At 63.5% G+C, this 12687-nt stretch carries 14 protein-coding genes; 4 read left to right on the plus strand and 10 right to left on the minus strand.

The features are described 5' to 3' along the window. Window positions 1–98 precede the first annotated feature (98 nt). From KIT25_14590 to KIT25_14610, 5 genes are all read right to left on the minus strand, one after another. Window positions 99–2672, minus strand: coding sequence for a response regulator (locus KIT25_14590; GenBank protein ID UYN93286.1), 2574 nt, complete (start codon window positions 2670–2672; stop codon window positions 99–101). Then, window positions 2665–4098 (minus strand): hypothetical protein, encoded by a 1434-nt coding sequence (locus KIT25_14595; GenBank protein ID UYN93287.1) that lies wholly within the window; start codon window positions 4096–4098, stop codon window positions 2665–2667. The genes KIT25_14590 and KIT25_14595 overlap by 8 nt, the downstream gene beginning before the upstream one ends. Window positions 4099–4407: 309 nt before the next feature. Beyond that, window positions 4408–5205 (minus strand): response regulator, encoded by a 798-nt coding sequence (locus KIT25_14600; GenBank protein UYN93288.1) that lies wholly within the window; start codon window positions 5203–5205, stop codon window positions 4408–4410. Window positions 5206–5305: 100 nt separating this feature from the next. Then, the gene (locus KIT25_14605) at window positions 5306–5551 is read right to left on the minus strand and encodes a hypothetical protein (GenBank protein UYN93289.1); all 246 of its coding nucleotides are present in this window, start codon (window positions 5549–5551) and stop codon (window positions 5306–5308) included. Between the two features lie 173 nt (window positions 5552–5724). Next, complete coding sequence (locus KIT25_14610; GenBank protein UYN93290.1) at window positions 5725–5922, minus strand: CsbD family protein; 198 nt, start codon at window positions 5920–5922, stop codon at window positions 5725–5727. 174 nt (window positions 5923–6096) lie between these two features. On the opposite strand from KIT25_14610, the gene KIT25_14615 reads away from it, so the two are divergent. The 4 genes from KIT25_14615 to KIT25_14630 all read left to right on the plus strand — a co-directional run bounded on the left by KIT25_14615 (window position 6097) and on the right by KIT25_14630 (window position 8481). Next, entirely contained in the window at window positions 6097–6561 is a 465-nt protein-coding gene (locus KIT25_14615) for a sigma-70 family RNA polymerase sigma factor (protein UYN97946.1), read from the plus strand. Between the two features lie 90 nt (window positions 6562–6651). Beyond that, window positions 6652–7266: a sigma-70 family RNA polymerase sigma factor gene (locus KIT25_14620; GenBank protein UYN93291.1), complete on the plus strand. Its 615-nt coding sequence runs from the start codon at window positions 6652–6654 to the stop codon at window positions 7264–7266. A 117-nt stretch (window positions 7267–7383) separates the two neighbouring features. Further along, the gene (locus tag KIT25_14625) at window positions 7384–7608 is read left to right on the plus strand and encodes a hypothetical protein (GenBank protein UYN93292.1); all 225 of its coding nucleotides are present in this window, start codon (window positions 7384–7386) and stop codon (window positions 7606–7608) included. A 114-nt stretch (window positions 7609–7722) separates the two neighbouring features. Then, the gene (locus KIT25_14630; GenBank protein UYN97947.1) at window positions 7723–8481 is read left to right on the plus strand and encodes a glucose 1-dehydrogenase; all 759 of its coding nucleotides are present in this window, start codon (window positions 7723–7725) and stop codon (window positions 8479–8481) included. 2 nt (window positions 8482–8483) lie between these two features. Here KIT25_14630 and KIT25_14635 read toward each other — a convergent pair whose 3' ends face one another. From KIT25_14635 to KIT25_14655, 5 genes are all read right to left on the minus strand, one after another. After that, entirely contained in the window at window positions 8484–9296 is an 813-nt protein-coding gene (locus KIT25_14635; protein ID UYN93293.1) for a tetratricopeptide repeat protein, read from the minus strand. Between the two features lie 89 nt (window positions 9297–9385). Further along, complete coding sequence (locus tag KIT25_14640) at window positions 9386–9844, minus strand: pilus assembly protein (protein ID UYN93294.1); 459 nt, start codon at window positions 9842–9844, stop codon at window positions 9386–9388. Then, window positions 9793–10233, minus strand: a complete 441-nt coding sequence (locus KIT25_14645; GenBank protein ID UYN93295.1) for a pilus assembly protein — start codon at window positions 10231–10233, stop codon at window positions 9793–9795. The genes KIT25_14640 and KIT25_14645 overlap by 52 nt, the downstream gene beginning before the upstream one ends. Before the next feature lie 9 nt (window positions 10234–10242). Beyond that, a complete protein-coding gene (locus tag KIT25_14650; GenBank protein ID UYN93296.1) occupies window positions 10243–11553 on the minus strand; it encodes a hypothetical protein in 1311 nt (436 codons plus the stop codon). A gap of 202 nt (window positions 11554–11755) precedes the next feature. Continuing rightward, window positions 11756–12655 (minus strand): type II secretion system F family protein, encoded by a 900-nt coding sequence (locus tag KIT25_14655; protein ID UYN93297.1) that lies wholly within the window; start codon window positions 12653–12655, stop codon window positions 11756–11758. Window positions 12656–12687: the final 32 nt, after the last annotated feature.

Raw genomic sequence — 12687 nt, forward strand, 5'->3', positions numbered from 1 at the left:
CGTTCGGGCGGGCACGCGCACAGTGAGCATGTTGCACCACTCCGGCTTGCGTTTGGTCTCGTCCAGTTAACGCCGCCGGGGGCGGCGGGTTGCGGCTTTCAGCGCGCGGCGCTTCGGGCCGCTTGGTCGAGCGCCTGCTGCAGGTCTGCCGAAGAGTACGGCTTGCTGATGAACTGGATGCCCTGGATGCGGGTGCCCGACGGGCCATAGCCGCTGGCGATCACCACCGGAAGTCGCGGCCAGCGCCTTTGAATCTCGACGGCGAGTTGTTCGCCATTGATCCCCGGCAGGCCGAGATCGGTGACCAGCATGTCGAACTCCGTTCCCTTGGCGAGGATCTCGAGGGCCTGTTCGCCACTGCCGACGGCGGTCACCAGGCAATCGAGCCGCTCGAGCATATCGGTCGTCGACATTCGGAGCACGACCTCGTCCTCCACCAGAAGCACTCGCCGCGGCCTGCCCGGGTCGGCGACGGCGGTGCGGGCAGGTGGCGACGGGGCGGCGTCGGCCGGGAGCGCGCCGCCGCCGCCCCGTTCCGCGAGCAGGGACCGTATGCGCAGCACGAGTTCGTCTCCGTGATAAGGCTTGGGGATCAGTGGATAGCTGGCTCGGCTGGTCTCCGGGATCAGATCGCGCGCATAGCCCGACGTGAGCAGTACGGCAATTTGCGGATTGCGACGCTTCGCGAGCCCGGCCAGTTCGATGGCCGACAGGTTTCCCGGCATCACGACGTCGGAGAACAGCAGATCGAAATCCGCATCCCGCTCCAGGATGCTCGCTGCGATATCCGGGTTTTCGGCAGCCACGATGCGGTAGCCGCGCCCCAAGAGCATCTCCACGACGACACTACGAACGTCGTCGTTGTCCTCGACGACCAAGATACGCTCGCTTCCCGCAGCAACCTCGACGACCGGTGCTTCGGCATGCTCGACCGGCTCCAGCGTCCGAGGCAGATAGAGCTTTACGCTGGTGCCCTGCCCGATCGCGCTATCGATCCTGATATGCCCGTTCGATTGACGAACGAAGCCGTAAACCATGCTCAGTCCAAGCCCGGTGCCCTTGCCATCGCGCTTGGTGGTGAAGAACGGATCGAAGGCTCGGCCAACCACGTCGGCCGGCATGCCGGGGCCGTCGTCGCTGACGTCGACCAGCACGAACTGTCCCGGGACGACGTCGCCATGGAGCGCCGCATACCGACGGTCCAGCGTGGCGTTGGACACGGCGATCCGGACATGCCCGCCCTCGGGCATCGCATCCCGTGAATTGATGGCCAGGTTGAGGATTGCGTTCTCGAGTTGTCCCGGATCGATCTTGGCGTTCCAGGCATCGGCGGCGACTGTGAAGTCGAGCGCGATAGGCTCGCCGAGTGCGTGCCGCAGGAGTTCGGCAAGATCCGACACCAGGCGGCCGACATCGGTCGCCTGTGCCGCCAGGGGTTGCCGGCGTGCGAAGGCGAGCAGCTGCTGGGTGAGCCGCGCGCCGCGCTCGGCGGCTGCCGAGGCGCTTTGCAGGCGCGCGATCGCCGTCGGACTCTCCGCGACGTCGCCGCGCACGAGGTCGAGATTGGCCTGTATCACCTGCAGGATGTTGTTGAAGTCATGCGCCATGCCTCCGGTGAGTTGGCCGACGGCCTCCATCTTCTGGCCCTGCCGCAATGCGGTCTCGTTCCGCACCCTGTCGGTGACGTCGAGGCAGCGCACCACCGCACCGCCGTCCGACATCTCCCCGCGCGAGATTTCGTATTCCCGCCCATCGTGGGCAACACGCACCGTCAGCACGGGCTCCTTCGAGGACGCCCCCAAGCCCAGTGGTTCAAGCAGGACGCGAACTGTCGAGCCTGGCTCCGACATCAGCGCCTCGAGCGTCGGCGGTGATTGTTTGCGTGGATCCCAGCCTGCGAGACGCGCAAACGCCTCGTTCCAGGCGACTACCCTTCCCGTCGCATCGAGCACGACGATGGGTTCAAATAGAGTCTCGAGAGTGGTCTGCAGCAGCCGCGATCGCGCCGCCAGCTGGCGCTGGGTGTCCTCCAATCTGCCGGCACCGCGGATGACGATGTACATGCCCGCGATCAGGCACAGCAACGCGCCGCCGAGCACGAGCATTCCAGCCAAGTCTGCCTGCTCCTGCTCGGACCTCAGATTGGCGAGTCGGCCGGCCAACAGCAGGCGTTGACCTTCGACGAACGAATCCGCGATGCGGCGAATATGGTCCATCGTTTGCCGCCCCAACCCGACTTGCGCCGACGAAAGCGCGGCGTCACGGCCATAGGTCTGATAGGCCGAGATCGCGGCTCCCAGTTCACGCACCCGATCCATCGCGGAGACGCGGAACTCCGCGATCTGCCGCTGCGCGTCGATATCGCGGCCTGCCGCCGCCTCAAGCTGCTTCAAGGTGGAGTTGAGGCGCAGTCGGGCATCCTCGTAGGCCTGGAGGCTGGCGGCACTGCCGGTAAGAAGGAATCCCCGCTGCCCCAGTTCGACGTCCTGCATGGCGATCAGAGCTTGCGCCATCAGTCCGATCGACTCGTAGTTGGTCACGACCAATTTGTGCTGTCTGGATGACGACGTCGAATGCGTTACCATCAACAACGTTCCGGCCACGACCAGCACGGCTATGGTGAGACCGAGCACCAAACCGGTCAGTCTCGCCGTGCGGCCGGCGCTAGACATGGGGCTGTTCATCTTCCGCTGGCAATGGAAACGTCACTGTCACCCGCGATCCATACTCGCCTTTGGACAAGATCAGGGCCTCCCCGCCGAGTTGCATGGCAAGGCCGCGGATGAGAGTGAAGCCAAAGCCGCCTCCCTCTGGCGCGACCGGCGTCCGACGGTCGGCGCCGTTGTCCTCGATGACGAGTTCTACTTCGCGACCCTCGCGTTCCTTCGTTTCGATGCGTATCTCCGGCACGGAAACTCGCGAGAAATCGTGAGCCAGGGCGCTTCCGACAGCCTCGGTCACGATCAACCCGACCGGTATCGCGGTATCCGGTCCAACCGCCATGATCGGCGCGCGGATATGAAAGCGCGGCGAGGTCCGCTGCGTGCCCGCACGTCCCACCGAGAGCTGCCGGACGAGATCGCTGATGAACTGCTGGAAGTCCACGAGCGACCAACTGGAGCGCTCGTAGAGATGTCGGTGAAGGATCGACAGGGTGAGAACCCGGTTTTGCGCGTCGGCGAAGTAACGGCGGATGCGCGGAGAGCGAATCTCCCCTGCCTGCAGGTTCAGCAAGCTCGAAATCATCTGAAGGTTGTTCTTCACGCGATGGTGGATTTCCCGGAGCATGTGGTCGCGCTGTTCGAGACCGTCTCGCAAGGCGGCCTCGCGGCTTGCGATCGCTTTCGCAAGCTCCGAAATCTCATCCCGGACCGCGATCAGCTCGGGACTCCACCCTGTCTCGACGGGCGGTCCGGCTTCCCCGCCTAGTGCCACCCTGGCGGCGAACTCCCGTATCCGCTCGAGCGGCCTCATCGCCCAGTGTCCGGCAGCGAACCACAACACCGCCAGGACCATCGCCACGGCGCCGATGGCGAGGGCGAGATACCGCCAGGCGCCAAGCAGGGCGGAAACCCCGTGTTCCACCGGCACGGCACCAACGGCGAACACCGTGCCGCCCGCCAGCGACGCAAGCCGAAATTCGTAGAGTCGACCGTCCCTCCCATAGTCGAGCAAGCCATGCCGCGTGCCGGCAATCGCCGACTTGATGCGCGCTGGCACCGGCAGGATCAACGTGGTTTCCGCATCGCCACCGACAGGCGCTCCCGAAGAATCCACGAGCACGACTGCGATCGCCTTGTCGGTTGCCGGAGGTGCGACATGGCTCACGAAAGCCCTGAGCGATATGCCGAGCGCGCACATTCCGCGAAACTGCCCGGCATCGTTGATCGGCATTGCCAGCGGTATGATCACGTCCGACGTAACACGGCTGGCAATATGCGATCCGATGACAAACGCTTCGCCGCCGCGGACGAGACGGAATATTTCACGGTCTCCAAGTTCGAGGCCCGCGGCTGCGGGTTCGTTCGAACAACGCGCCACACCCGCGTCGTCTGTTACGATCGCGGCCGAGTAATCGCGTGCGAACGGTTCGACCATCCGATCGAGGAAGCGATGGCAGTCAGCCGCATGAGATGCCTCGGCGGACGGCCCGAGTACACGCCTGACCGGCCCACCGGAACAGAACGAATGAAGCAGCCGATGAGACCCCTCGATCAGTTCCTTGTGCCGGGATACGGCAAGTTCGGTCGCCGTGACGAGCGTAGCCGTTCGCCGTTCAGTCGCCTCGACATCGAGGCGGTGACACTGCAATGCCACGATGCCGAGTAGGGGAAGAGACGCCGCCGCTACGACCGCAACGAGCTTTGTGCGTAGCGACAGAACCGGCATATCGTCACGTCACCACACTCAGATCGAAACCGTATCCAGCGCCTGAGCGATGGCAGCGCGAAGCAGGTCGGGATCGAAGGGCTTGGAGATGACGAAGGCCGGTTCGAGCTGGGCCCCGGTCAGGAGACGCTCCGGATAGCCGGTGACGAAAATGACGGGAACCGCGATCGCCCGCATGATCTCCCGCACTGCGGCGATTCCGCTGTCCGATCCCCGCAACTGGATATCGGCAAGAACCAGATGCGGCGAGTGCTTCTTCGCCAGTTCGACGGCCGCCTTCTCCGTGGCCGCGATGCCGACCACCTCGTGTCCGGCATTCCGCACGATGTCGGCGACATCGAGCGCGATGACGGCCTCGTCTTCGATCACGAGTACCTTCACCGAGGCGACGCGCTGAAGCTCGCGCCGCGCCTCCGCAAGCGCCCCCTCGGCCACACCCACTTCGACGTCGAGGATGTGGGCTGCGTCCTCGACCGTGAATCCTTCGAGCACCGTCAACAGCAGCACCTGGCGCTGCCTTGGCGCCATGTCCGTGAGGGATTCCTTCAGGCGCCCACTCACTCCGGCGCCTTCGTGCCGCTCGTCGAGCCGCCCGAACGGCTGCTGCAGACGATGAAAAAGAGCAAAGATGCCGCGTTTTGTGTCACCCGCCTCGGCGATTAACTCCGGCTGCCGCATGGCGACCTCGGCGCACAATCGCACCCATTCGTCGCCGTGCTGCTGAGATCCCGTGACGGCGCGTGCATAACGCCGCAGAAACGGCAATGTCCTGGTGACTGCCTCGGAAAGAGCTTTCGTCATTTGCGCGTCCGACACTACGTTTTCCCCCTGAACGCGGTGAGTATTCAGCATTTTTGCGTGACAGGCACGCGCGAACGGGCCCTCTTGGGGCCCGTTCCTGTGCTATGCAAGCACCTCAGCGATAATAATAGTAGTCGCGTGGTCGCTCCGGCGTCGTCGCCGCACCGACCACTGCACCTGCCGCACCGCCCACGACCGCGCCGGCGAGGGGTGCGCCCATTGTCGAGCCAATGAGCGCTCCGGACCCGGCGCCAATCGCACCGCCCGTCAGGGCCCGGTCGGTCGGGTTGTCGCCGCAGGCCGTCACGCCCAGCGTCGCCACGGCAAGAGCAGGCAGTACAAGGCGGAAATTGGAAGCCATGACAGTTCTCTCCCTCCTCGTATCGGCGGCTAGTGCAGCCAACCCAGTGCCCACATCAGGAGCAGAACTGGTATTGGAACGCCGAGAAGCCACAGCACGGCCGCACGACCCATCGTTCATCTCCGTCTGCAAAGTCGCTCAACTACGCTACAACGGGGAAAAGGTTCCCTCCGTCAGAGACTCTCGGTCCAAGCCTTGACCTGACGCTCCGCCTCGTCCTTGGCGACGCCGTAGCGCTCCTGAATGCGGCCGACGAGCTGTTCCTGCTTGCCGCTGAGGACGGCGATGTCGTCGTCGGTGAGCTTGCCCCACTTCTCCCGGACCTTGCCCGAGAATTGCTTCCAGTTGCCCTCCACACGGTCCCAATTCATGGCGCACTCCTGTTTTCGACGGATATGACGACCAGCGGTGAGACAACGTGTGCTCGTCGGGCCGGTTGCCGGGCGAATTTTCGTTGCGTCCCAACGGGAAGTACCCAAATAGAAGTGTCGCTCGCGAATGCGAAGCGCCGTCGCTGAGCTGGGGCCGGAGCCGTCATCTCGATGATGAAGGACGACATAGTGAGGTTGCTCCCGGACCTTCGGGCTTTCGCGCGTTTCATGTGCCGCGAACGTGAAGTCGCCGACGACCTCGTGCAGAACACGGTCCTCACGGCGCTAGACAAGCAAGCCCAGTTCGCACCGGGTACGAACCTCAAGGGGTGGCTGTTCACCATCATGCGGAACCGCTTCTACTCGGACCTGAGAAGCCAGCGGCGGCGCCCGACGGTCATCAACGACGCCGAAGCCGCGCCGATCGCCGCCGTCGACAATCCCGAAGCGCTCCTGGAGTTGAAGGAGCTGTCCGTCGCTCTTTGGCGATTGAGCCCACAATCACGTGAGGCGCTGATCCTGATTGGCGCGGGAGGCTTCTCTTATGAGGAAGCTGCAAGGCTGTGCGAGTGCTCCGTGGGGACACTTAAGGCGCGGGTCTCGCGGGCCCGCAAGCAACTCGTCGAAACTCTAAAATAGCACTCTTTTTCAATCCCTTAGACGGTCCGTGTAACTTTTCGGCGTGTCCGGCGTTGATGGTCATATCGGCAGCGTCTGGAGGCAGAACCGATGGCTATCGAAGCGACGAGCAGCAAGAACAGGAAACAGTTGCAGAGTGTCGACGATTTCCATGAGCAGCTGAAGGCAATTCTTCCACGGCTGCGCGTCTATGCCCTTTCGCTGACGCGTGATCGCGATTCTGCCGAAGATCTCGTGCACGATACGGTCATCAAAGCACTTACTGGGCGCAACAGCTTCCAGCCGGGCACCAATCTCTCGGCCTGGGTGTTCCGCATCCAGCGCAACGAGTTCATTTCGGGATTGCGGCGTACCCGCCCGTCGGTACCGGTGGATTCGGCCATTGCGGAGACACTTTCACATCAGCCGCATCAAGAGAGCCGCTTGGTGATGCGCGAGTTCATGTCGGCCTTCGGCAAGCTCGCGCCGACCCAACGCGAAGCACTGTTGCTCGCCGTACTCGAAGGCCAGTCTTACGAGGTCATCGCGGCGCATACAGGCGTTTCGGTCGGTACCGTGAAAAGCCGGATTTCTCGGGCGCGCGATACGCTCGAGCGGCTGCTGCTCGAGGGCGACACAGGTGAACGCCCTGCGGCAGAGGGCGAAGCGCCTGACCATGCGGCTCGTGAGGTCGAAGAGGATCGGCCCACGATCGGCGTACGCTAAAGACACTTCACAAAGGTCCGACCGGCGAGTCACATTGTCATGCGCATATCCAGGGGGAGAGCTTCATGCCTCGCGGAGGATCCTGCGGGATGGCATCGATTCCGGGGGACGGCCGTAATGGCTGATGACGACAGCAAGCCGTCGGGTAAGAACCCGACGGCTCGCGACAAGGGCCGGCCACCCGGCCAACGGCCATTCGACAAATGGCTGCAGAAGCAGCTCCATGCGATGTACGACGAGATTGCCAGCGAACCGCTGCCGGACGAGTTGCTGAACCTCATCGAATCCGACGCGAAGAAAAATGGCGATCCTCCCAAGTCATCGAGTTCGGACCCCAAGTAGGGACGACGCGCCGATGCGGCGCGCCGGGGTCGAGCATTTCCGCTACGGGCTGGCTCAAGACGGACATGCCCGGTAATACTGGCGCTGCACAAAGCGCGAGGGCAGCCAATGAAACTGTTCGACTTGTCAGGCCGGGTGGCCGTTGTCACCGGCGGCAATGGGGGAATCGGCCTTGGAATGGCCAAGGGCATGGCCGCGGCCGGCGCCAGCATAGTGGTGGCGGGGCGCGACACCGGCAAGAACGCCGCCGCGGTGAAGGAGATCCAGGGGCTCGGCGCCAAGGCGACAGCCATTCCAGTCGACGTACTAAAGGAAGAATCGTGCCGTGCCTTGATGGGCGAAGCGGTCAAGGCGTTCGGACGCCTCGACATTCTGGTGAACAACGCGGGCATGAGCATCCGCAAGCAGCCGCAGGAATTCTCGGCCGCGGATTGGCACACCGTCATGGACAGCAATCTGACCAGCGCCTTTCTCTGCAGCCAGGCCGCGTACCCCGAGCTTAAGAAAAGTGGAGCCGGGAAGATCATCAACATCGGTTCCATGATGTCGATCTTCGGTGCCGCCTTCGCGACGCCCTATGCCGCCAGCAAGGGCGGCATGGTGCAGATGACAAAGGCAATGGCCACCGCCTGGGCGAAGGACAACATCCAGGTGAATGCCATCCTTCCCGGCTGGATCGATACGGCGCTCACGCGTCAAGCCCGCCAGCAGGTGCCGCAGTTGCACGAGTCGGTGCTGCGCCGCACTCCCGCCGGACGCTGGGGCGATCCTGGCGACTTTGCGGGTATCGCCGTCTTCCTCGCCGCTCCAGCCTCCGATTTCGTCACTGGCGCCGCCATTACCGTCGATGGAGGGTACTCGGTGCAGGGCTGAAGTCAGCCGCGCCGTCCGTACTGCGAGAAGAACGACGGATTGTTCCTGATTTCTGCACTGCGTGCCGCGGGTGGCAGCGCGCGAAGCTGCATGAAATACAGGAGACTCTGCTGGGCGGTGCGTTCGTCCATGTCGCGACGGCACATCTGCAACGACTTCTCGAAATCGCCCGCGAGCGCGTAGGCGAGCGCCAGGTTCTGACGAACACGGCTGTCGGCACCGGATAGGCCGGCGAGCGGCACCAATTGCGCCAGCGACGCCTGCTCCTGTCCCGATATGGCCAACGACAGACCGAGATTGCTGCGCAAGGGCAGATACTCGGGGGCAAGTTCGATGCCGCGCCCGTATCGGGCTTGCGCCTCGGCATGACGTCCCTGCATGTCCAGCACGACACCCATGGCGTTCAGAGCGCGGTAGTCGTTGGCATTCGACGTCAGTGCAATGTCGAGCTGGCGTTCGGCCATCGCCGGCTGTCCCATGACGATCAGAGCGCCAGCGAGGCCGCGCAATGCCGCCGAATCGTTGCGTCGTTGTCCCAGCACGTCACGAAACTGGGCCGCGGCTTCCGGTGCAGCACCGAGAGCCAGATAGGACTGGCCGAGGCCGAGTTTGGCTTCGACGCCATCGGGATTGGCCTGCAGTGCGCGGCCGTAGAGCGGCAGCGCAGAATCGAGGTCGCCCACTTGTCGTGCTTCTTCGGCCCGGCGCAACGCAGCCTCGTAGCTATCGCCCTTCCCGGCCGATCCATCGACATCGAGGCCGCAGGCGGCGACAAAGAACGCCATGCCCGCGCCGAAGAAAGGCGCCAGCTTCATGTGCAAATGATATCAAAATCTAGAGGGCAACCGCAACCAAAGCCCCAAGACCTTGGAGCACACCCGCGAAAAGCTTGCGGATTGGCGAGTTAGTACCGGACAGCCTGGGCGCGCGCCAACAAGGTCTTGCTGCCAAGTCCGAGGTAGCCGGCCACGAAATTGAAGCCATAGGTTGCCGATATCATCGTGCAGGTCACAGAGCTGTTGGCGTTGCAATTGACCGTGTCAGCATAGCCGACGTTGACCGCCGGTCCCATGCCACCCGGCATTTGGCCTCTCAGGTAAGTCGTCACCGCCGACGTCGCGGCTGTCGGATTGAGGGCATAGTACCGTGCCGCCTGTTCGGTCGCGTATTCCAACCCCTGGCGAACGTAGAACATGCGCCCGATGTCGATCGTCCCGAGCAGCAACGTGAACAGCAGCGGTGCCACGATGGCGAACTCCAGGATCGCACCACCTCGGCAATCGCGCCAAAGCTGCGTCGGGCCGCCAGAATTCACGGCACTGGCATGGTCACCGTCGCCGACAACGTCGTCGGTGGCGTCCAACTCCCGAACGAACCGAAACTCAGCGTGCCGACGGACAACACTGACGCGAAGCTCCTGTTGGTGGTGACGGTGATATACCGCTTGCGCGTCACGCCCGCCCCGCAGTTCGTCGAGCACGACACGGCGGTACCGGCGACGCACTCGCAGAAGACGGAGCTGGTCGCGCTGACGCCGGCCAAGGCCGTGGCATTCACCGCCGTCACGTTGACGTTGGTCGTGTCATCGGGCGCGACGATGCCGTACTGAGCCCCCTCCCTCGCCCCGTGCAGCATTGCCGACTTCTGCAAGCCGTACCGGCCCAGATCGAGCAGGCCGACGAGCAGCAGGAAAAGAATGGGCAGCATCAGGGCGAATTCGACGATGATGTTGCCCCTGTCGTCCCTCGCCACTTCGCCTCCCTATTCGAAGACTTTGGCCTTGGCCACGGTGGTATTCGTCGTAATGCCGACCGGCGTCGTGCCGGTCGCCGAGCAACCCGCCACATAGGTGCTGTTGTAAGAGGAGAACTTGACGTAACGGCCGATCCAAACGGTGCAGCCGTCGGTGCCATTACTTGTGCTGTTGAGGCTCGAAATGTCGATCCGGTTGTTGGGAAAGTAGATCGCGCCTTGCAATTGCGCGTTGTTGAGCGAGCTCAGCGTGAAGATCTTGGAGGAAGACGTCATGGTGCCGACGTTCGCCCGGCGATCCTGGTAGAAGAGCAGGCCGGCGTACGGCCCCGTCGAGGGTGCCCTGAGCGTGACGGTGTTCTCGGACGTGATCCTCACACCACCGATATCGGCGTTGTCGTTCGTCGTCCGGGTGATCACGAACGTCACACCGGCCCCACCAGTGCAGGTCGGGCAGGAGACGTTGTTGATGCTGGTGAGGTAGAGGTCTCCGTTGGCGATATAGTACGTGCCGGGCGTGAAGTAGACGTTACCGAAGCTCGATACGGTGAGACCGCCGCAATACGTCCCCGGCGACAACGTGATCGACGTGCCGCTCGATGGTTGATAGTCGGTATAGGTACAGGTTCCTGCGACCGGATCGGGGATGCTTGCATAGGGGTCGACTGCCGTCGCCGTTTGGTTGGTGCTGGCCGGATTGGTCACCGCGAAGGAGCCGTAGGACGTCTTCACGAAGGAGCCGCGGCTCCACACCGATTTGAGCGACGCGCTACCGAAGCTCGCCATGTAGATCGACGCGCTCGAGTTCGACGCCGTCGCCGTGCCGTTGGAGATGACGGTGCAATCGGCGTTGAAGCTGCTGAATGAAGTGATGCTCACGCCCTGCTCCGCGGCCGTCGTCAGCGCAACGACGCATCCTTCGTAGCTGGTCGCGGTCTGGGTGTAGGTCCCCTGCGCCGCCACCGACCGCGCGCGCATGGTGAAGCCCGCATTGCTGTTGCCCATCCAGTTGTTGATCAGCGCGCCGAGGCTGAAGGTCTGGGTCTTCGTGATGATCACCTCGACGGCGCCGGCGGTCGCGATGTTCGCTCCGCTGAGCGGCGGCGAGTTGACGGTGACCGAGACGGTGCCCGTGCCGTTGGCAAAGCCGTTGCGCTGGGCCTCGAACAATGCCGACGCAGCAATGGCAGTGTTGTCCTTGCCGGCCATGCGGTCGATCGTGCCCGCCATCGCAGCCGCATCGGCGGCCGTCTGCATCTGCCGCTTCACGCGATAGAGCTGGCCTGTTTCGACGCCGATCGCGACGGTGCCGGCGAGCACTGGAATGACGACCAGGAAGGAGATCACGGAGCCGCGTTCGTCGCGGCGGAGTTGGCGGCCCTTGATCCGCATGGCCGAGAATGTGCGCGCAATGATCCGCAGCATGTGGCCTCTCAATTCTTTGGCGCCCCTCGACGGGACGGAACATGTATTTCAAGTAAAACTATAGAAATATGCCATAACCGTAAGAAATAACGTTCTCTTATGTCAAGGAGAAAGCAGACATGATCGCCGGCGCAAGCAGCACGGCGATCAGCGTTGGCAGGATGAAAACCATCAGAGGCACTGTCATCAACGCCGGCATGCGAGCGCCCTTCTCTTCGGCTTTCGACGCCCGCGTTTGACGAAACTCCTGACTCAGAATTCGCAGGGAGGCGGCAAGCGGGGTGCCGTATTTTTCAGTTTGACGGAGCGCATTCACGAGAGCCGCAATCGCCGGCGAGTCGTTGCGCTCGGCCATGTTCTCGAGGGCCTGCTGGCGGTCAGGCAGATAGGTGAGCTCGATCGCGGTGATCTCGAACTCCGTCGCCAGCTCCGACATCGTGGCCTGCATTTCCCGCGATACCCGGCGGAACGCGGCGTCGATGCTCAAGCCGGCCTCGACGCAGATCGTCAACAGGTCGAGCCCCTCCGGCAGCACATAGTTGAGGATCTCACGCCGTCGCTGCGCGACATTCTTGATGTAGACTTCGGGAAGCATGAAGCCCGCGAGAACCGCGCCAATGCACACTGGAGCGACCATGTTGTCGGGCAGAGCGAGCACGTTCAGCACCGACGTAAGAACGATCATCAGGAAGCCGAGCGCAAGCGGCAGCGCCAACTTGATGAACACATAGATCACCGCGGCGTCGCGCGAGTGGAATCCGGCATGGCGAAGCTTGCGGGTCGTCTGGTCGGCCGCCGCACCCCGCAGCAGATTGAGCCGGTCCGCCACGGACCGCATCAGGCCGAGCGACGCCGCCTTGGGCGACGGTTTGGCGGACATCTGCCCGTCGCCGCGTGTCTTCATCCGGCGGGTCTGCAGTGCGCGCAGGCGGCTTTCGATGGGCGGCCGCCACGTGACGGCCGTCCACGCCGCCCAGAAAGCGACGAAGGCCGCCACGGCCGCCACCAGGGTGAAGGTCTTCTCCGAGG

Origin of the sequence: Enhydrobacter sp., from assembly GCA_025808875.1 — a bacterium.
Classification (GTDB): domain Bacteria; phylum Pseudomonadota; class Alphaproteobacteria; order Reyranellales; family Reyranellaceae; genus Reyranella.